15 protein-coding genes are annotated in these 18,841 nt (G+C 64.7%); 12 read left to right on the top strand and 3 right to left on the bottom strand.

Going from position 1 to position 18,841, the window contains the following annotated elements; all coding sequences use genetic code 11:
• Nucleotides 1-32: 32 nt before the first annotated feature.
• The 7 genes from sucD (at nt 33) to RAD10_RS35535 (ending at nt 8,615) form a co-directional block, all read left to right on the top strand.
• Nucleotides 33-917 carry a succinate--CoA ligase subunit alpha gene (gene sucD / locus RAD10_RS35505; protein WP_091964944.1) on the top strand — a complete coding sequence of 295 codons (885 nt, stop codon included), beginning with the start codon at nt 33-35 and terminating at the stop codon, nt 915-917.
• 137 nt (nt 918-1,054) lie between these two features.
• Nucleotides 1,055-4,024, top strand: a complete 2,970-nt coding sequence (locus tag RAD10_RS35510; RefSeq protein ID WP_461621077.1) for a 2-oxoglutarate dehydrogenase E1 component — start codon at nt 1,055-1,057, stop codon at nt 4,022-4,024.
• A gap of 163 nt (nt 4,025-4,187) precedes the next feature.
• Complete coding sequence (gene odhB / locus RAD10_RS35515; RefSeq protein WP_461621078.1) at nt 4,188-5,432, top strand: 2-oxoglutarate dehydrogenase complex dihydrolipoyllysine-residue succinyltransferase; 1,245 nt, start codon at nt 4,188-4,190, stop codon at nt 5,430-5,432.
• 52 nt (nt 5,433-5,484) lie between these two features.
• Nucleotides 5,485-6,246 carry an SDR family oxidoreductase gene (locus tag RAD10_RS35520; RefSeq protein WP_461621079.1) on the top strand — a complete coding sequence of 254 codons (762 nt, stop codon included), beginning with the start codon at nt 5,485-5,487 and terminating at the stop codon, nt 6,244-6,246.
• Entirely contained in the window at nt 6,247-6,636 is a 390-nt protein-coding gene (locus RAD10_RS35525; RefSeq protein ID WP_461621080.1) for a hypothetical protein, read from the top strand. It abuts the gene before it with no gap.
• Nucleotides 6,637-6,652: 16 nt separating this feature from the next.
• On the top strand, nt 6,653-8,050 hold the full coding sequence (gene lpdA / locus RAD10_RS35530; RefSeq protein WP_461621081.1) for a dihydrolipoyl dehydrogenase: 1,398 nt from the start codon (nt 6,653-6,655) through the stop codon (nt 8,048-8,050).
• A 34-nt stretch (nt 8,051-8,084) separates the two neighbouring features.
• The gene (locus RAD10_RS35535) at nt 8,085-8,615 is read left to right on the top strand and encodes a hypothetical protein (RefSeq protein WP_461621082.1); all 531 of its coding nucleotides are present in this window, start codon (nt 8,085-8,087) and stop codon (nt 8,613-8,615) included.
• Nucleotides 8,616-8,798: 183 nt separating this feature from the next.
• On the opposite strand, the gene RAD10_RS35540 is transcribed toward RAD10_RS35535, so the two are convergent.
• Complete coding sequence (locus tag RAD10_RS35540) at nt 8,799-9,386, bottom strand: DUF4337 domain-containing protein (RefSeq protein ID WP_461621083.1); 588 nt, start codon at nt 9,384-9,386, stop codon at nt 8,799-8,801.
• Between the two features lie 97 nt (nt 9,387-9,483).
• On the bottom strand, nt 9,484-10,449 hold the full coding sequence (locus RAD10_RS35545) for a tyrosine recombinase XerC (protein ID WP_461621084.1): 966 nt from the start codon (nt 10,447-10,449) through the stop codon (nt 9,484-9,486).
• A 111-nt stretch (nt 10,450-10,560) separates the two neighbouring features.
• Here RAD10_RS35545 and RAD10_RS35550 point away from each other — a divergent pair, with 111 nt between their 5' ends.
• Nucleotides 10,561-12,771 (top strand): primosomal protein N', encoded by a 2,211-nt coding sequence (locus tag RAD10_RS35550; protein WP_461621085.1) that lies wholly within the window; start codon nt 10,561-10,563, stop codon nt 12,769-12,771.
• A 271-nt stretch (nt 12,772-13,042) separates the two neighbouring features.
• Here the strand turns inward: RAD10_RS35550 and RAD10_RS35555 are convergent, their stop codons facing one another.
• Nucleotides 13,043-13,543 carry a septal ring lytic transglycosylase RlpA family protein gene (locus tag RAD10_RS35555; protein ID WP_461621086.1) on the bottom strand — a complete coding sequence of 167 codons (501 nt, stop codon included), beginning with the start codon at nt 13,541-13,543 and terminating at the stop codon, nt 13,043-13,045.
• A 688-nt stretch (nt 13,544-14,231) separates the two neighbouring features.
• Here RAD10_RS35555 and RAD10_RS35560 point away from each other — a divergent pair.
• The 4 genes from RAD10_RS35560 (at nt 14,232) to atpD (ending at nt 18,836) form a co-directional block, all read left to right on the top strand.
• On the top strand, nt 14,232-14,792 hold the full coding sequence (locus RAD10_RS35560) for a F0F1 ATP synthase subunit delta (RefSeq protein WP_018318859.1): 561 nt from the start codon (nt 14,232-14,234) through the stop codon (nt 14,790-14,792).
• Nucleotides 14,792-16,321 (top strand): F0F1 ATP synthase subunit alpha, encoded by a 1,530-nt coding sequence (gene atpA, locus RAD10_RS35565; RefSeq protein ID WP_028139207.1) that lies wholly within the window; start codon nt 14,792-14,794, stop codon nt 16,319-16,321. The genes RAD10_RS35560 and atpA overlap by 1 nt, the downstream gene beginning before the upstream one ends.
• 144 nt (nt 16,322-16,465) lie before the next feature.
• Entirely contained in the window at nt 16,466-17,341 is an 876-nt protein-coding gene (locus RAD10_RS35570) for a F0F1 ATP synthase subunit gamma (protein ID WP_461621087.1), read from the top strand.
• A 52-nt stretch (nt 17,342-17,393) separates the two neighbouring features.
• Nucleotides 17,394-18,836, top strand: a complete 1,443-nt coding sequence (atpD, locus tag RAD10_RS35575) for a F0F1 ATP synthase subunit beta (protein ID WP_028139206.1) — start codon at nt 17,394-17,396, stop codon at nt 18,834-18,836.
• Nucleotides 18,837-18,841: the final 5 nt, after the last annotated feature.

An 18,841-nucleotide genomic window follows, 5' to 3' on the forward strand; every position in this document is an offset into this window, starting at 1 on the left:
CTCACTCTGTTAGTTTCGCGAAAGCAGACCTCATGTCCATCCTGATCGACAAGAACACCAAGGTCATCTGCCAGGGCTTCACCGGCAAGAACGGCACCTTCCATTCGGAGGCCGCGATCGCCTACGGCACCAAGATGGTCGGCGGCACCTCGCCGGGCAAAGGCGGCGCGACGCATCTGGGCCTGCCGGTGTTCGACACCGTGCGCGATGCGCGTGAGAAGACCGGCGCCGATGCATCGGTGATCTACGTGCCGCCGCCGGGCGCGGCCGACGCGATCTGCGAAGCCATCGACGCCGAGATCCCGCTGATCGTCTGCATCACCGAGGGCATTCCCGTCATCGACATGGTGCGCGTGAAGCGTTCGCTGGCCGGTTCCAAGTCGCGCCTGATCGGGCCGAACTGTCCGGGCGTCATGACCGCCGGCGAGTGCAAGATCGGCATCATGCCCGCCAACATCTTCAAGACCGGCTCGGTCGGCATCGTCTCCCGCTCGGGCACGCTGACCTATGAAGCCGTGTTCCAGACCTCCCAGGAAGGCCTTGGCCAGACCACCGCGGTCGGCATCGGCGGCGACCCGGTCAAGGGAACCGAGTTCATCGACGTCCTCGAAATGCTCCTGGCCGACCCCAAGACCGAGTCGATCATCATGATCGGCGAGATCGGCGGTTCCGCCGAGGAGGACGCCGCCCAGTTCCTCAAGGACGAGGCCAAGCGCGGCCGCAAGAAGCCGATGGTCGGCTTCATCGCCGGCGTCACCGCCCCTCCCGGCCGCCGCATGGGCCATGCCGGTGCGATCATTTCGGGCGGCAAGGGCGACGCCGGTTCCAAGACCGAGGCGATGAAATCCGCAGGGATTACAGTGTCCCCGTCACCCGCCCGCCTCGGCCATACGCTTGCCGAAAAGTTGAAAGGCTAATTCACTTCTTCGTACTTTTCCGGGCGAAGTTTCGCAGCAAATAGGGTAAAGGGTGCCTGTCGCGCCGAGCCTCTGCCGGGGAGCTCGGTGCCAGCGCCGTTTGTTATGCGCGAACCGAAATCGCCAGGAACTCCAGTATGTCTCGCCAGGACGCGAACGCAGCCTTTGCCCTGTCATCCTTTTTGCAGGGCACCAACGCCACCTACATCGACGAAATCTACGCCCGCTACGAGAAGGACCCGTCCTCGGTCGACGCCGAGTGGCAGGAGTTCTTCAAGAGCCTTAACGACCACCCCGGTGACATCAGCAAGAACGCCGAGGGTCCGTCCTGGGAGCGCACCAACTGGCCGCTGACCCCACAGGACGATCTGACCTCCGCCCTCGACGGCAACTGGGCCGAAGTCGAGAAGGCGGTCGGTGCCAAGATCGCGGCCAAAGCGCAGGCCAAGGGGGGTGACAAGGGCGCCGGTCTCTCCTCCGCCGATCTGCTCCAGGCGACGCGCGACTCCGTCCGCGCCCTGATGCTGATCCGCTCCTACCGCATGCGCGGTCACTTCCATGCCAAGCTCGATCCGCTCGGCATCGAAGCCCAGCGCAACCGTGAAGAGCTCGATCCGCGTACCTACGGCTTCAGCGAAGCCGATTTCGACCGCAAGATCTTCCTCGATCACGTGCTCGGCCTCGAATACGGCACGCTGCGCGAGATCACCGCGATCTGCGAGCGCACCTACTGCCAGACGCTCGGCGTCGAGTTCATGCATATCAGCAATGCCGCGCAGAAGGCCTGGATCCAGGAGCGCATCGAGGGTCCGGACAAGGAGATCTCGTTCACCCGCGAAGGTCGCCGCGCCATCCTGATGAAGCTGGTCGAGGCCGAGGGCTTCGAGAAATTCTGCGACACCAAGTTCACCGGCACCAAGCGCTTCGGTCTCGACGGCGCCGAATCGCTGATCCCGGCGCTCGAGCAGATCATCAAGCGCGGCGGCAATCTCGGCGTGAAGGAGATCGTGCTGGGCATGCCGCATCGCGGCCGCCTCAACGTGCTGACGCAGGTGATGGGCAAGGCGCACCGCGCCCTGTTCCACGAATTCAAGGGCGGCTCCGCCAACCCCGACGCGGTCGAAGGCTCGGGCGACGTCAAATATCACCTCGGCGCGTCCTCGGACCGCGAGTTCGACGGCAACCGCATCCATCTGTCGCTGACCGCCAACCCCTCGCATCTCGAGATCGTCGATCCCGTGGTGCTCGGCAAGGTCCGCGCCAAGCAGGACCAGCATGGCGATCCGCCCGACATGCGTATCTCGGTGCTGCCGCTCCTGATGCACGGCGACGCGGCGTTCGCCGGCCAAGGCGTGGTCGCTGAATGCTTCGGCCTGTCCGACCTGAAGGGCTACCGCACCGGCGGCTCCGTGCACTTCATCGTCAACAACCAGATCGGCTTCACCACCTATCCGCGCTACTCGCGCTCCTCGCCCTATCCGTCCGACGTGGCGAAGATGATCGACGCGCCGATCTTCCATGTGAACGGCGACGATCCGGAAGCCGTGGTGTTCGCGGCCAAGGTCGCGATTGAATTCCGGCAGAAATTCCACAAGCCCGTCGTCATCGACATGTGGTGCTATCGCCGCTACGGCCACAATGAGGGCGACGAGCCGGCATTCACTCAGCCGGTGATGTACAAGCGGATCGCGGCCCATGCCTCGACCCTTACCCTCTACTCCAAGCGATTGATCGCCGAAGGCGTGGTCACCGAGGGTGAAGTCGACAAGCTGAAGGCCGACTGGCGCGCGCGGCTCGACGCCGAGTTCGAGGCCGGCACCTCCTACAAGCCGAACAAGGCCGACTGGCTTGACGGCAAGTGGTCCGGCTTCAAGATCGCCGATCAGGAAGAGGATGCGCGGCGCGGCGTCACCGGCGTTGATCTTCCTGTTCTCAAGGACATCGGCCGCAAGATCACCAAGGTGCCGGACGGTTTCCGCGTTCATCGCACCATCCAGCGCTTCCTCGACAACCGCGCCAAGGCGATCGACGGCAACGCGGGCATCGACTGGGCGACCGGCGAGGCGCTGGCGTTCTGCACGCTGCTCCAGGAAAACCACCACGTCCGCCTGTCCGGACAGGATTCGGAGCGCGGCACCTTCTCGCAGCGCCACTCGGTCCTGATCGACCAGGAGGACGAGAGCCGCTACACGCCGTTCAACCATCTCGGCAACGAGCAGGGCCATTACGAGGTCATCAACTCGCTGCTGTCGGAAGAAGCCGTGCTCGGCTTCGAATACGGCTACTCGCTCGCCGAGCCGAACACGCTGACCCTCTGGGAAGCCCAGTTCGGCGACTTCGCCAACGGCGCGCAGGTCGTCTTCGACCAGTTCATCTCCTCCGGCGAGCGCAAATGGCTGCGCATGTCCGGCCTCGTCTGCCTCCTGCCGCACGGCTATGAGGGCCAGGGACCGGAGCACTCCTCGGCGCGCCTCGAGCGTTACCTGCAGATGTGCGCCGAAGACAACATGCAGGTGGTCTATCCGACCACGCCGGCGAACTATTTCCACGTGCTGCGTCGGCAGCTTCATCGCGAGATCCGCAAGCCGCTGATTGTGATGACGCCGAAGTCGCTGCTGCGTCACAAGCGGGCGGTGTCGCGCATCGAGGAACTTGCGAAGGACACGTCCTTCCACCGCATCCTCTATGATGACGCCCAGATGCTGCCGAACGAGGCGATCAAGCTCGTTCCGGACGAGAAGGTCCGCCGCATCGTGCTGTGCTCCGGCAAGGTCTATTACGACCTCTACGAGGAGCGCGAGAAGCGCGGCATCGACGACATCTATCTGATGCGCGTCGAGCAGCTCTATCCGGTGCCGCTGAAGGCGCTGGTGGCCGAGCTGTCGCGCTTCAAGAAGGCCGAGATGGTGTGGTGCCAGGAAGAGCCCCGCAACATGGGCGCCTGGCACTTCATCGAGCCCTATCTGGAATGGGTGCTGAACCAGGTGAACGGCGCGAGCCGGCGTCCGCGTTATGTCGGCCGCGCCGCTTCCGCTGCGACCGCCACTGGTCTGATGTCCAAGCATCAGGCGCAGCTGAAGGCGTTCCTGGACGAAGCACTGAGCTGAAAAGTTTTTAAGACGTCGTCATGCCCCGCGGAGGCGGGGCATCCAGTATTCCGCGGCGTTCGTGATACTCGCGAACGTCACGGCGTACTGGATCGCCCGCCTTCGCGGGCGATGACAGCTGAAAAATTCATGACCGCACCGGCGATCCCTTAAGGAAAAGACCATGACTGAAATTCGTGTGCCGACGCTCGGCGAATCCGTCACCGAGGCCACCATCGGCCGCTGGTTCAAGAAGGCCGGCGACCCCGTCGCCGTCGACGAGCCCTTGGTGGAGCTCGAGACCGACAAGGTCACCATCGAGGTCCCGGCGCCCTCCGCCGGCACGCTGAGCGAGATCATCGCCGCCGATGGCGCCACCGTCGCGGTCGGCGCGCTGCTCGGCCAGATCACGGAAGGCGCCGCAGGCGCTGCCAAGCCCGCCGCTGCTCCCGCCAAGCCCGCCGCTGCCGCTCCTGCCGCCGCTGCTGCTTCCGCGCCGGCCCCGGCCTCGAAGGCGCCGCCGGCCGACGCGCCGCTCGCTCCGTCCGTGCGCAAGCTCTCGGCTGAGACCGGCGTCAATGCCTCGACCGTTCCGGGCTCCGGCAAGGACGGCCGCGTCACCAAGGGCGACATGCTCGCCGCGATCGAGCGTGCGGCCTCCGCGCCGACCCCGGTCAACCAGCCCGCCGCCGCCGTGCAGGTGCGCGCGCCCTCGCCGGCCGATGACGCCGCCCGCGAAGAGCGCGTCAAGATGACTCGCCTGCGCCAGACCATCGCGCGCCGCCTCAAGGACGTGCAGAACACCGCGGCCATGCTGACGACCTTCAACGAGGTCGACATGACCAACGTGATGGCGCTGCGTGCGCACTACAAGGATGCGTTCGAGAAGAAGCACGGCTCCAAGCTCGGCTTCATGGGCTTCTTCACCAAGGCCGTCGTGCAGGCGCTGAAGGACATCCCGGCCGTCAACGCCGAGATCGACGGCACCGACCTGATCTACAAGAACTACTACCACATCGGCGTCGCCGTCGGCACCGACAAGGGTCTCGTCGTGCCCGTGGTGCGCGACTGCGACCACAAGTCGATCGCCGACATCGAGAAGGGCATCGCCGATTTCGGCCGCCGCGCCCGTGACGGCCAGCTCAAGATCGACGAGATGCAGGGCGGCACCTTCACCATCACCAATGGCGGCATCTACGGCTCGCTGATGTCGACCCCGATCCTGAACGCGCCGCAGTCCGGCATCCTCGGCATGCACAAGATCCAGGAGCGGCCGATGGTCGTCGGCGGCAAGATCGAGGTCCGCCCGATGATGTATCTGGCGCTGTCCTATGATCACCGCGTCATCGACGGCAAGGAAGCCGTCACCTTCCTGGTTCGCGTCAAGGAGAGCCTGGAAGATCCGGCGCGCCTGGTGCTCGATCTCTGATCCCTGATGCTCTGCGAGCGCCGTCGCCATTCGCGACGGCGCGTGTCGAACCATGGAGGCGCGCGTGACCGATAAAGTCGTTGTCATCACCGGCGGCAGCCGCGGCATCGGGCGGGCGACCGCGATTGCGGCGGCCGCGCGCGGCTTTCGCGTCGTGGTCGGCTATGCCAGCAACAAGAAGGCCGCCGACGAGGTGGTCGCGCAGATCGCGGCCAGCAATGGCAAGGCGATCGCGGTGAAATGCGATGTCGCCGAGGAAAGCGACATCCTCGAGCTGTTCAAGGAAGCGGACAAGTTCGGCACGCTCGGGGCGCTCGTCAACAATGGCGGCATCGTCGGCCAGAGCGGCGTGCGGGTCGACGAGATGTCGGCCGAGCGCATCCAGCGCGTGATGGCGGTCAACGTCACCGGGTCGATCCTCTGTGCGCGCGAGGCGGTGAAGCGGATGTCGACCAAGCACGGCGGCAAGGGCGGCGTCATCGTCAATCTGTCGTCGGTCGCCGCCAAGCTCGGCTCGCCCAACACCTATGTCGATTACGCCGCGTCCAAGGGCGCGGTGGATTCCTTCACTATCGGTCTCGGCCATGAAGTCGCAGCCGAAGGCATCCGCGTCGCCGCGATCCGTCCCGGCCTGATCGACACCGAAATTCACGCCGCCGGCGGCGAGCCCGATCGCGCCCATCGTCTGGCCCATCTGGTGCCGATGAAGCGCGTCGGCACATCGGACGAAATCGCCAATGCTATCGTCTGGCTGTTGTCGGACGAGGCTTCCTACGTCACCAGCGCCATCCTCGATGTCTCGGGTGGGCGTTGAATGCCTGCGAACGAATTCCGCGAAGATATGTTCGAAGATCTGAAAGGATTTCTCGCGCGGATTCCGGGTGCCAAGGTGGATGCGCACCATCTCTATCCAGATGAACGCTGGTGCATCAATCTCACCATCGACATCGATGATCCCTTGGCGTGGCATGTGGTTCAAGAGCTCGGCTCGATACTCAACAATCTGTCGGTGACCGAAAAATTGCCGACGCTGTTCAAGCCGATGTCATCGCCGCCATATCTGAATGGCGGTCCACGCGACTATCTGTACTGGCTGATCGAAGCGACCGGCGCAGTGTCGCCGCGCTATCTTCGGCAGTTGCTCGAGGGACGGATGCCTCGGCCTGTCGACGATCGATCGCGATGGCTCAACCCCGATGAATAGACGTGACGGAGATTCCATGACCTATGACCTCGTTGTGATCGGCACCGGACCGGGCGGTTATGTCTGCGCGGTGCGCGCAGCCCAGCTCGGCATGAAAGTCGCCGTGGTCGAAAAGAACGCAACCCTCGGCGGCACCTGCCTCAATGTCGGCTGCATGCCGTCGAAGGCGCTGCTGCACGCGTCCGAGATGTTCGAGGAAGCCGGGCACTCCTTCGCCAAGATGGGCGTGTCGGTGTCCTCGCCGAAGCTCGATCTTCCCGCGATGATGAACTTCAAGCAGCAGGGCATCGACGGCAACGTCAAGGGCGTCGAGTTCCTGATGAAGAAGAACAAGATCGACGTGCTCAAGGGCACCGGCAAGATATTGGGGACCGGCAAGGTCGCGGTCTCCGCCGACGGCAAGTCGCAGACGATCGAAACGAAGAACATCGTGATCGCGACCGGTTCGGACATCGCGCGCCTCAAGGGTATCGAGATCGACGAGAAGCGCATCGTGTCCTCGACCGGCGCGTTGTCGCTCGACAGGGTGCCCGGCAAGCTCTTGATCGTCGGCGCCGGCGTGATCGGCCTCGAGCTAGGCTCGGTCTGGCATCGTCTCGGTGCCGAGGTCGTCGTCGTCGAATTCCTCGATCGCATCCTGCCCGGCATGGACGGCGAGATCGCCAAGCAATTCCAGCGCATCCTGGAAAAGCAGGGCTTTGCGTTCAAGCTTGGCGCCAAGGTCACCGGCGTCGACAGCTCCGGCAAGACGCTGAAGGCGACGATCGAGCCCGCCGCCGGCGGCGCCGCCGAGACGCTGGAAGCCGACGTCGTTCTGGTCTGCATCGGCCGCGTGCCCTACACCGACGCGCTCGGCCTGAAGGAAGCCGGCGTCGCGCTGGACAATCGCGGCCGCGTCCAGATCGATCCGCACTTCGCCACCAGCCTGAAGGGCGTTTACGCCATCGGCGACGTCGTCGCTGGGCCGATGCTCGCGCACAAGGCCGAGGACGAAGGCGTGGCGGTGGCCGAGATCATCGCCGGCCAGGCCGGCCACGTGAATTACGACGTGATCCCAGGCGTCGTGTATACCACCCCGGAAGTGTCCTGCGTCGGCAAGACCGAGGAGGAGCTGAAGCAGGCGGGCGTGGCTTATACCGTCGGGAAGTTTCCCTTTACCGCCAACGGCCGCTCCAAGGTCAACCAGACCACTGACGGCTTTGTGAAGATTCTCGCAGATGCGAAGACCGATCGCGTGCTCGGCGTGCACATTATCGGCCGCGAAGCCGGCGAAATGATCCATGAGGCGTGCGTTCTCATGGAGTTTGGCGGCAGTGCGGAAGATCTCGCGCGCACCTGCCACGCGCATCCGACCCGCTCGGAGGCCATCAAGGAAGCCGCGCTTGCAGTCGGCAAGCGGGCCATCCATATGTAGTCACGCGCCCAGCGCCTAATCGGGCGGGAAACACATGCTGCGCCGCCTTCTTCAACCGGTCTGGGTCCTGCTTGCGATCGTCTTCCTGATCGAAGCCTGGCTGTGGGACCATCTCGAGCCGATCGTTGCAAAGGTCGTCGCGGCGATCCCGCTGGCGCGCTTCAAGCAATGGCTGACGGAGCGCGTCGATGCACTGTCGCCGGCCATGACGCTGATCGTGTTCGCGGTCCCCATCGTCCCGCTGTTTCCGCTCAAGCTGGTCGGCCTGTGGCTGCTCACGCATGAATACTGGACCAGTGCGGTCTTCACGATCGTTTTCGCGAAGCTGCTCGGCGTCGGCGTCACCGCCTTCGTGTTCGACGTGACGCGCGACAAGCTTTTGGAGATGCACTGGTTCGAGCGGATCTACGATCTGGTGATGAAGGTCCGCGCCAAGGCCGCCGAGCTGGTCGACCCGATCAAGCGCCGTATCCGCGAGCTGATCGCCGGCAACGGCGAAGGCTGGTCGTCACGTACGCTGCGTCTGATCCAGCGTTTCAGGAAGAGCGTGCACCAGGCGCGGTAGCTGCCCGCTGCTACATACTGTCATCGCCACATATTCGGTGTCATTGCCCGCGAAGGCGGGCAATCCAGTATTCCAGAGACGTCAGTGATTGAACCGAGAGGCCGCGGCGTACTGGATGCCCCGGTCAAGCCCGGGGGCATGACACTGTCTGTGTGGCTTGTGGCGAGCGCGTCAGCGCACCAATCAATGCAAATGCACCAGATGCGGCCACCACAGGCCGAGGCCGGTCATGAGCAGGCCGGCGAGCGTCAGGATGCCGGCGACATAGGCCAGCGCGAACATGCCGGTGATGATGGTGGCCGAGGCCAGCACGATGCCGATCTGGAAGGCGGCCGACGCCAGCTCGAAGTGGTGGTATTTCGCGGTCGCCTCGTCGCGCTCGTGCTCGGCATGCTTGGCCTTCTCGGCGAGCTGCTCGGTGCCTTCGCCGGTCTCCGGCTCGGAGCGGTAGCGCTGCGCGGTCTTGGTCCAGTCGTCGACCTGCTTCTGCACCGCGGGCTTCTGCGCCTCGTCCGCGCCGGCGAGCGCGAGCTTGCCCTGCTCCGCGGCGGTGATCACCACGGTGCGGCGGATGCTCTTGGCCTGGAAGAACGCCCAGAGATTGGCGGCCTCGACGTTCTTGCTGATCGATTCGGTCTGGGCGCCCTTGCCGAGCGTCTCCGAGATCGCCAGGAACAGCGCCAGCACGGCAATCAGGAGCGCGATCTTCTTGTTCGAGCCGGACGCGTGTTCGGCGTGCTCGGCATGCTCCATGCTTTCATGTGCGCTCATCAGTCTCTCCTGCCTCGGTTCCGCAACGATTGACCGAACCGCGCGGCCTGCGCAAGAGGCAAGGCAGTTATGACGTCAGTGTGTCAGCGCCAATTCGTCAGCGTCTTGGATGCGCGCTGGCATAGACTTCCAGCAGTCGCTCCGAATCGATGCCGGTGTAGATCTGCGTCGTCGAGAGTGAGGAATGGCCGAGCAATTCCTGGATGGCGCGCAAGTCCCCGCCGCGTGACAGCAAATGCGTGGCGAAGGAATGGCGGAGCGCGTGCGGCGTGGCGCTGTCGGGCAGGCCGAGCGCGCCGCGCAGCCGCTCCATCGCGAGCTGGATGATGCGCGGGCTCAAGGGACCGCCGCGCGCGCCGACGAAGATCGGGCCCTCGGCGGGCAGCGGATACGGGCACATCGCGACGTATTCCTGAACGAGCTCCAGCACGTTCTGCAGCACCGGCACCATGCGGGTCTTGTTGCCCTTGCCGGTCACGATCAAGACGTCGCCCTCGCCGGGACGCGGCACCTCGCGGCGCTTCAGGCCGAGCGCCTCCGAGATGCGGAGCCCCGAGCCGTACAAGAGCGCCATCACCGCGGCATCGCGCGCCAGGATCCAGGTCTCGCGATCCTCGCCGGCCCGCTCGTCGGCATCGGCAAGGCGCTTGGCCGATGCCATCGGCAGCGGCTTCGGCAAGGTCTTGGCCACCTTCGGCGCACGGATCGCCGAGAGTGCGCCGACCTTGCCCTTGCCCTCGCGCTCGAGGAAGCGGCCGAAGGAGCGCAGCCCGGCCAGCGCGCGCATCAAGCTGCGGCCGGCAATGTCGTCGGCGCGGCGCATCGCCATGAAGGCGCGGACGTCGGCGGCCTCCAGCGCCGCGAAGCGCTTCAGGGTCACGCGCTCGCCCCAATGGCTGCAAAGGAAATCCAGGCACTGCCGCAAGTCGCGGCCATAGGCTTCCAGCGTCTTCGGCGACAACCGCCGCTCGGCACCGAGATGCGACAGCCAGCGCGTCATCTCCTGCGCGATCGAGGGATCGGCGCTGGCGAGCTCGAGAGGTGGGGCGACGGCTTTGCTCATGCGCACTGGACGTGGTGATTCCACCCAGTATATCGCATCACACCCGTTTATCGTTCGCTAAGGCTGCCTCAGGGCGCTAGCCTTGAGGCCCCCGGTTCCGATTCTTCGTTCATGGATCATACCTCGCGCAGCACCACCGCCCCCACCAACGCGACCGGCATGGTCGACGTGCTGGTGCCGGTCGCGCTCGACCAGACCTATTCCTACAAGGTACCGCGCGGGATGGAGCTGAAGGCGGGCGATCTCGTCGCCGTGCCGCTCGGGCCGCGCGAGGTACTGGCCGTGGTCTGGGGCGAGAACGCCAATCCCGATCCGCGCCTGCACAACCGTCTCAAGGAGGTCAGCGAGAAGCTCGACATCCCGCCGCTCAAGCCCGAGCTGCGGTCCGTGGTCGACTGGGTCGCCAATTACACACTGAGCCCGCGCGGCATGGTGCTCCGCATGTGCCTGCGGATGGGCGAGAATCTCGGCCCCGAGCGGGTCCGCCCCGGCGTGCGCCTGGTCGGCGACCCGCCGAAGAGGCTGACGCCGGCACGGCAGCGCGTACTCGAGGTGCTGTCGGACCGGCTGCTGCACGGCAAGTCTGAAGCCGCCAAGGAAGCCGGCGTCTCCTCAGGCGTGATCGACGGGCTCGTCGACGAAGGCACGCTCACGGTCGAGCCGATGCCGCCGCCTGCGCCGCCGCCGGTGCCCGATCCCGATTTCGGCCGGCCGGATTTTACCCCGCTGCAGCGCGCCGCGGTCGACACGATGCGCGCGCTCGCGGCCAACGGTACCTTCCACGTCGCATTGCTCGACGGTGTCACCGGCTCCGGCAAGACCGAGGTCTATTTCGAGGCGATCGCGGAAGCCATCCGCCGCGGCAGGCAATCGCTGATCCTGATGCCGGAGATCGCGCTCACCGGCCAGTTCCTCGATCGCTTCGCGCAGCGCTTCGGCGTGCGGCCGATCGAATGGCATTCCGAGCTGACGCCGCGCACGCGCGCGCGGAACTGGGCGGCGATCTCCGCAGGGACTGCGCCGGTCGTGGTCGGCGCGCGCTCGGCGCTGTTTCTCCCCTACGCCAATCTCGGCCTGATTGTCGTCGATGAAGAGCACGACCAGGCCTACAAGCAGGACGAGGGCGTGCATTATCACGCCCGCGACATGGCGGTGGTGCGCGCGCATATCGCAAAAATCCCGGTCGTGCTGGCGTCGGCGACGCCATCGGTCGAATCCGAAGTCAACGCGCGCAAGAATCGCTATCAGCGCATCGCGCTGCCCTCGCGCTTCGGCGGCCAGCACATGCCGCATATCGAGGCGATCGACATGCGCCGCGAGCCGCCCGCGCGCGGCCGCTTCATCTCGCCGCGGCTTGCCGGTGAAATCAGAAAAGCGATCGAGAAGCGCGAGCAGGCGCTGCTGTTCCTCAATCGCCGCGGCTATGCGCCGCTGACGCTGTGCCGCGGCTGCGGCCATCGCTTCGCCTGCACCATCTGCGATGCCTGGCTGGTCGATCATCGCTTCCGGCAGCGCCTGGTCTGCCATCATTGCGGCTTCTCGATGCCGCGGCCGCATCTCTGTCCGAACTGTTCGGCCGAGGAATCGCTGGTCGCGGTCGGCCCGGGCGTCGAACGCCTGCAGGAGGAGGCGGCGGCGCTGTTCCCGCAGGCGCGCACCATGGTGCTGTCGAGCGATCTCATCACCTCGATCGAGACGATGCGCATCGAGCTTGCCGAGATCGCGGAGGGCCGCGTCGACATCATCATCGGCACGCAGCTTGTCGCCAAGGGCCACAATTTCCCGCGGCTCAATCTGGTCGGCGTGGTCGATGCGGATCTTGGTCTTTCCAACGGCGATCCGCGGGCGGCGGAGCGCACCTGGCAATTGCTCAACCAGGTCATCGGCCGCGCCGGGCGCGAGCAGGGCCGCGGCGTCGGCTATCTCCAGACCCATCAGCCCGATCATCCCGTGATGAAGGCGCTGATCGCCTGCGACCGCGAGGCCTTTTACGACAGCGAGATCGATCTGCGCGAACGCACGCTCTATCCGCCGTTCGGCCGGCTCGCCAGCCTGATCATCTCCGCCGGCGACCGCCCGAGCGCCGAAGGGCTTGGCCGCCGCCTCGTCGCGCTCGCCCCGCGCGACGAGCGCGTGGTGGTGCTCGGCCCGGCGGAAGCGCCGCTCGCCGTGATCAAGGGCCGCTACCGCTTCCGCATCCTGGTGAAATCGGCGCGCGGTTTCGACCTGTCGGACTATTTGCGCAATTGGCTCGCGGTCTGCCCGAAGCCGACGGGCAATCAGAAGCTCGAAGTCGACGTCGATCCGCAGAGCTTTTTGTAGGGGCTGAGCTCTCTTCTCTCGTGCCCCGGACGCAGCGCAGCGTCCCTTTGACGGTGCGCTGCAGAGCCGGGGCCCATCTCGCAGAGGAGCGCGCGGCTTCTGGGTCCCGGCTCTGCGCCGCAAGTCCAAGCGGCGTCGCAGCTTGTCCGGGACACCAGCGGCGATGACGGCCAACAAAAAAGCCCGCGGTCCCCCAAGACCGCGGGCTTGTTTCATGCGCGCATCAAACTGATGAAAACTGCGCGCGCTCGATGAGACGCTTTATCGCGCCTTAGGAGACGACTTCCGCGGTGACGCGGCCGACGCCGGCGCCGGTGAGGCCGATGGCGCGGGCAGCGCCCGTGGAGAGGTCGAGAACCCGGCCGCGAATGAACGGGCCACGGTCATTGATGGTGACGACAACGCTCTGGCCGCGGTGGGTGACGCGCAGCTTGGTGCCGAACGGCAGCGAGCGGTGCGCCGCGGTCAGGGCGTTCTGGTTGAAGCGCTGGCCCGAGGCCGTGCGGCTGCCGGACTCGTTGCCGTAAAAGGAGGCCACGCCGGAGAAGCTGTGGCCCGTGCCCTGTGACGGCGTCATCGACGCATTGGCGTTGCGCCAATCGGAGGTCGCGTTGGTATCGGTCTGAGCGTGGTGGCGGTGATGATGATGCCGGTGATGCCGGGATTTGGCGGAAGCTTCGGTGGCAGTTCCACCGATGAGAAGAGTTGCGGCAATGAAAGCGATCGCCGTGCGCGGCCGGGTCACAAAGCCCAGCGTCTTCAAAGACAGCATTTAGTGGTCCCTAAGCTAGTATTGCCACACATGTGGCTAGTGGAGCCCCCATCAGTTTGTGAGCGGGTTGGCGTTTCGATTCCTAATGAGGCGTGAATTGGGCAGTAAATCCATTCTGTGTCGTCATGAAATATCTTGTTACCGCGACCAGATATTCGGGCGATGTTCCGTAATCTTCGCTTTTAACGATTTGTTAACTTATGAAATACTTCAGAATACTGTAAAAACGAAGTCATCATCTTGAGCATTTAGAATTGGGTAAGTATTCGGCGAGTGATTCCGGCGAGGCCGGAATCACGCCTCAGCGATCCGTGTTCATGGCCGCTATGCGCTGAGAGCAGGAACCAACAAGGCGGGACCACGGCGGAGCCCGCGCGACAATTCCGTGACGTGGCACCTCGTCACCATGTCCTTGCTCAAGTCCCCTGATACGGTCGTCGGATCAGGTGGGTGACCGACGTATCCAGCGTGCGACGAACTGGCGACAGAACCTCGTGCCTTTAATTTGGCGTCATGTTGCACCTGCGCGCCTGCTATGTTAGCAAAGCCGCGATTTTCACGGATCCGGCACGTCCCGTGTCGGCCGGAAATCGAAGTCCCGCTTGAATTCCAAGGGCTTGGATCGCTTGGCGCCGCTTTGTGGCGACGGTTTTTCCCTTGCGAGTTTGACAGCAAAAAGAGCGCGTCTGTGGCTGCAGAAGATACGTCCGTTTCAGGTGTGTCCGGCCGTTATGCAACGGCCTTGTTTGAACTGGCCCGCGACCAGAAAGTGGTCGACGAGGTCAAAGCCGATCTCGAGAAATTCGAGGCCATGCTGAACGAGAGCGCCGATCTTAAGCGCCTCGTCCGCAGTCCGGTTTTCGCGGCCGATGCCCAGTCCAAGGCCCTTTCGGCCGTGCTGGCCAAGGCCGGCATCGCCGGCATCTCCGCCAATTTCCTGAAAGTCCTGACCGCCAATCGCCGCCTGTTCGCGGTGGTCGACGTCATTCGCGCCTACCGGGCCCTGGTCGCCAGGTTCAAGGGCGAGGTGACGGCCGACGTCACCGTTGCGGAAACGCTTTCGGACAAGAATCTCGACGCCCTCAAGGTTGCCCTGAAGTCGGTGACCGGCAAGGACGTCGCGCTCAACGTGAATGTCGATCCCTCGATCATCGGTGGCCTCGTCGTCAAGCTCGGCAGCCGCATGATCGATAGTTCGCTTCGCACCAAACTCAATTCGATCAAGCACGCGATGAAAGAGGCAGGCTGATGGACATCCGCGCCGCGGAAATTTCCGCGATCCTCAAGGACCAGATCAAGAATTTCGGCCAGGAAGCTGAAGTCTCCGAAGTCGGACAGGTGCTGTCCGTCGGCGACGGTATCGCTCGCGTCTACGGTCTGGACAACGTCCAGGCCGGCGAAATGGTCGAGTTCGAGAACGGCACCCGCGGCATGGCGCTGAACCTTGAAACCGACAACGTCGGCGTCGTGATCTTCGGCGGCGACCGTGAGATCAAGGAAGGCCAGACCGTCAAGCGCACCCGCGCCATCGTGGACGCGCCGGTCGGCAAGGGCCTGCTCGGCCGCGTCGTCGACGCGCTCGGCAATCCGATCGACGGCAAGGGCCCGATCCAGGCCGACAAGCGCATGCGCGTCGACGTCAAGGCGCCCGGCATCATTCCGCGCAAGTCGGTGAGCGAGCCGATGGCGACCGGCCTCAAGGCGATCGACGCCCTGATCCCGATCGGCCGCGGCCAGCGCGAGCTGATCATCGGCGACCGTCAGACCGGCAAGACCGCGATCGCGCTCGACACCATCCTGAACCAGAAGCCGCTCAACGCGCAGCCCGACGAGAACATCAAGCTGTACTGCGTCTACGTCGCGGTCGGCCAGAAGCGTTCGACCGTCGCCCAGTTCGTGAAGGTGCTGGAAGAGCAGGGCGCGCTCGAATATTCGATCGTCGTCGCCGCCACCGCTTCGGATCCGGCGCCGATGCAGTACATCGCGCCGTTCACCGCCTGCACCATGGGCGAGTTCTTCCGCGACAACGGCATGCACGCGGTCATCATCTATGACGATCTGTCCAAGCAGGCCGTCGCCTACCGCCAGATGTCGCTGCTGCTGCGCCGCCCGCCGGGCCGCGAAGCTTATCCGGGCGACGTGTTCTACCTGCATTCCCGTCTGCTCGAGCGCGCGGCCAAGCTCAGCAAGGATCACGGCTCGGGCTCGCTGACCGCGCTGCCGGTCATCGAAACCCAGGCCAACGACGTGTCGGCCTACATTCCGACCAACGTCATCTCGATCACCGACGGTCAGATCTTCCTGGAAACCGACCTGTTCTTCCAGGGCATCCGTCCCGCGGTGAATGTCGGTCTGTCGGTGTCGCGCGTCGGCTCCTCGGCGCAGACCAAGGCCACCAAGAAGGTCGCGGGCAAGATCAAGGGCGAGCTGGCGCAGTACCGCGAAATGGCGGCGTTCGCGCAGTTCGGCTCCGACTTGGACGCCTCGACCCAGCGCCTGCTGAACCGCGGCTCCCGCCTGACCGAGCTCCTGAAGCAGCCGCAGTTCGCGCCGCTGAAGATGGAAGAGCAGGTCTGCGTGATCTGGGCCGGCACCAACGGCTATCTCGATCCGCTCCCGGTCAACAAGGTGCGCGCGTTCGAGGACGGTCTGCTCTCGCTGCTGCGCGGCAAGAACGTCGAGATCCTCAATTCGATCCGCGACACCCGCGACCTCTCCGACGACGTGGCTGCCAAGCTGAAGTCGGTGGTCGAAGGTTTTGCGAAGAGCTTCGCTTAAGCGTCGTCATGGCCGGGTCTTCCGGCCATGATCGCTTCGCGAGAGGCAAGACAATAAGAAGCGTGCCCGGCGCCCGGCCGGGCATTGCGATCGGGACAGGCTAGCGGTCCGACGTATCAGTCGAACCGCCGGGGTGAACGAAGAATGGCGTCACTTAAAGACATGCGCGTGCGCATCGCCTCCACCAAGGCGACGCAAAAGATCACCAAGGCCATGCAGATGGTCGCGGCGTCCAGGTTGCGCCGCGCCCAGCAGGCGGCCGAAGCTGCGCGCCCCTATGCCGACAAGATGAGCGCGGTGATCTCCAACATCGCCAGCGCCGCCGCCGGTTCACCCGGCGCGCCGGCGCTGCTTGCCGGCACCGGCAGGGACCAGGTCCACCTGCTGCTGGTCTGCACCGGCGAGCGCGGCCTGTCCGGTGCCTTCAACTCCTCGATCGTGCGCCTCGCGCGCGATCGTGCCCAGGCGCTGATGGCGCAGGGCAAGGAAGTCAAATTCTTCTGCGTCGGCCGCAAGGGCTATGAGCAGCTCCGCCGCCAGTTCGACAAGCAGATCGTCGAACATCTCGACCTGCGCAGCGTTCGTCAGCTCGGTTTCGTCAACGCCGAGGACATCGCCAGGAAGGTGCTGGCCCGTTTCGAGAACGGCGAGTTCGACGTTTGCACGCTGTTCTACGCGCAGTTCAAGTCGGTGATCGCCCAGATCCCGACCGCGCAGCAGATCATTCCGCTGGTCGTGGAAGAGAAGGCGGCGAACGCGCCGTCGACGTCCTACGAATATGAGCCGGAGGAGGACGAACTCCTTTCGGGCCTGCTGCCGCGCAACATCGCGGTGCAGATCTTCCGCGCGCTGCTGGAAAACACCGCTTCGTTCTACGGCGCGCAGATGAGCTCGATGGACAACGCCACCCGCAACGCCGGCGAAATGATCCGCAAGCAAACCCAGATCTACAACCGAACCCGTCAAGCCCAGATCACCAAGGAGCTGATCGAGATCATCTCCGGCGCCGAGGCGGTCTGACGCACGAACTCAACGACGGTCGTTCAAGTAAAGAATTTCGAAGGAGAGCTTCATGGCTACAGCAGCTAACCCGGTCGGTCGCGTCACCCAGGTCATGGGCGCCGTCGTCGACGTTCAGTTCGAGGGCCACCTCCCGGCCATTCTCAATTCGCTGGAAACCAAGAACGGCAACATCCGCCTCGTGCTGGAAGTTGCGCAGCATCTCGGTGAGTCCACCGTGCGCACGATCGCGATGGACGTGACCGAAGGTCTGGTGCGCGGCCAGGAAGTGACCGACACCGGCCTGCCGATCCGCGTTCCCGTCGGCGAAGGCACGCTCGGCCGCATCATCAACGTCATCGGCGAGCCGATCGACGAAGCCGGCCCGGTCAACGCCGAAAGCCTGCGCCCCATCCATCAGGACGCGCCGAGCTACACCGACCAGTCGACCGAAGCTGAAATTCTGGTCACCGGCATCAAGGTCGTCGATCTCCTGGCTCCGTATGCAAAGGGCGGCAAGATCGGCCTGTTCGGCGGCGCCGGCGTCGGCAAGACCGTGCTGATTCAGGAGCTGATCAACAACGTCGCGAAGGCGCACGGCGGTTACTCCGTGTTCGCCGGCGTCGGCGAGCGCACCCGCGAGGGCAACGACCTCTATCACGAGTTCATCGAGTCCAAGGTCAACGCCGATCCGAAGAATCCGGATCCGAGCGTCAAGTCGAAGTGCGCGCTGGTGTTCGGCCAGATGAACGAGCCGCCCGGCGCCCGCGCCCGCGTCGCGCTCACGGGTCTGACCATCGCGGAAGACTTCCGCGACAAGGGCCAAGACGTGCTGTTCTTCGTCGACAACATCTTCCGCTTCACCCAGGCCGGCTCGGAAGTGTCGGCGCTGCTCGGCCGTATTCCTTCGGCGGTGGGTTATCAGCCGACGCTCGCCACCGACATGGGCGCGCTGCAGGAGCGCATCACCACCACGCAGAAGGGTTCGATCACCTCGGTGCAGGCCATCTACGTTCCGGCCGACGACTTGACCGACCCGGCGCCCGCGACCTCGTTCGCGCATCTTGACGCGACCACCACGCTGTCGCGCTCGATCGCCGAAAAGGGCATCTATCCCGCGGTGGATCCGCTCGACTCGACCTCGCGCATGCTCTCCCCGCTGGTCGTCGGCGAGGAGCACTACGCGGTTGCCCGTCAGGTCCAGCAGGTGCTGCAGCGCTATAAGGCGCTCCAGGACATCATCGCCATTCTCGGCATGGACGAGCTTTCGGAAGAGGACAAGCTGACGGTGGCGCGCGCCCGCAAGGTCGAGCGCTTCATGTCGCAGCCGTTCCACGTCGCCGAAATCTTCACGGGATCGCCGGGCAAGTTCGTCGAGCTCGCCGACACCATCAAGGGCTTCAAGGGCCTGGTGGAAGGCAAGTACGACCATCTGCCCGAAGCGGCCTTCTACATGGTCGGCACGATCGAAGAAGCCGTCGAGAAGGGCAAGAAGCTGGCGGCGGAAGCGGCCTAAGGCGC

This window comes from Bradyrhizobium sp. 23AC (genome assembly GCF_054863025.1).

What these genes read in the sequence shown, in the direction of transcription:
- sucD (WP_091964944.1), top strand. Translation starts at nt 33, where the DNA reads ATGTCCATCCTGATCGACAAGAACACCAAGGTCATCTGCCAGGGCTTC.
- RAD10_RS35510 (WP_461621077.1), top strand. Translation starts at nt 1,055, where the DNA reads ATGTCTCGCCAGGACGCGAACGCAGCCTTTGCCCTGTCATCCTTTTTG.
- odhB (WP_461621078.1), top strand. Translation starts at nt 4,188, where the DNA reads ATGACTGAAATTCGTGTGCCGACGCTCGGCGAATCCGTCACCGAGGCC.
- RAD10_RS35520 (WP_461621079.1), top strand. Translation starts at nt 5,485, where the DNA reads ATGGAGGCGCGCGTGACCGATAAAGTCGTTGTCATCACCGGCGGCAGC.
- RAD10_RS35525 (WP_461621080.1), top strand. Translation starts at nt 6,247, where the DNA reads ATGCCTGCGAACGAATTCCGCGAAGATATGTTCGAAGATCTGAAAGGA.
- lpdA (WP_461621081.1), top strand. Translation starts at nt 6,653, where the DNA reads ATGACCTATGACCTCGTTGTGATCGGCACCGGACCGGGCGGTTATGTC.
- RAD10_RS35535 (WP_461621082.1), top strand. Translation starts at nt 8,085, where the DNA reads ATGCTGCGCCGCCTTCTTCAACCGGTCTGGGTCCTGCTTGCGATCGTC.
- RAD10_RS35540 (WP_461621083.1), bottom strand. Translation starts at nt 9,386, where the DNA reads ATGAGCGCACATGAAAGCATGGAGCATGCCGAGCACGCCGAACACGCG.
- RAD10_RS35545 (WP_461621084.1), bottom strand. Translation starts at nt 10,449, where the DNA reads ATGAGCAAAGCCGTCGCCCCACCTCTCGAGCTCGCCAGCGCCGATCCC.
- RAD10_RS35550 (WP_461621085.1), top strand. Translation starts at nt 10,561, where the DNA reads ATGGATCATACCTCGCGCAGCACCACCGCCCCCACCAACGCGACCGGC.
- RAD10_RS35555 (WP_461621086.1), bottom strand. Translation starts at nt 13,543, where the DNA reads ATGCTGTCTTTGAAGACGCTGGGCTTTGTGACCCGGCCGCGCACGGCG.
- atpA (WP_028139207.1), top strand. Translation starts at nt 14,792, where the DNA reads ATGGACATCCGCGCCGCGGAAATTTCCGCGATCCTCAAGGACCAGATC.
- RAD10_RS35570 (WP_461621087.1), top strand. Translation starts at nt 16,466, where the DNA reads ATGGCGTCACTTAAAGACATGCGCGTGCGCATCGCCTCCACCAAGGCG.
- atpD (WP_028139206.1), top strand. Translation starts at nt 17,394, where the DNA reads ATGGCTACAGCAGCTAACCCGGTCGGTCGCGTCACCCAGGTCATGGGC.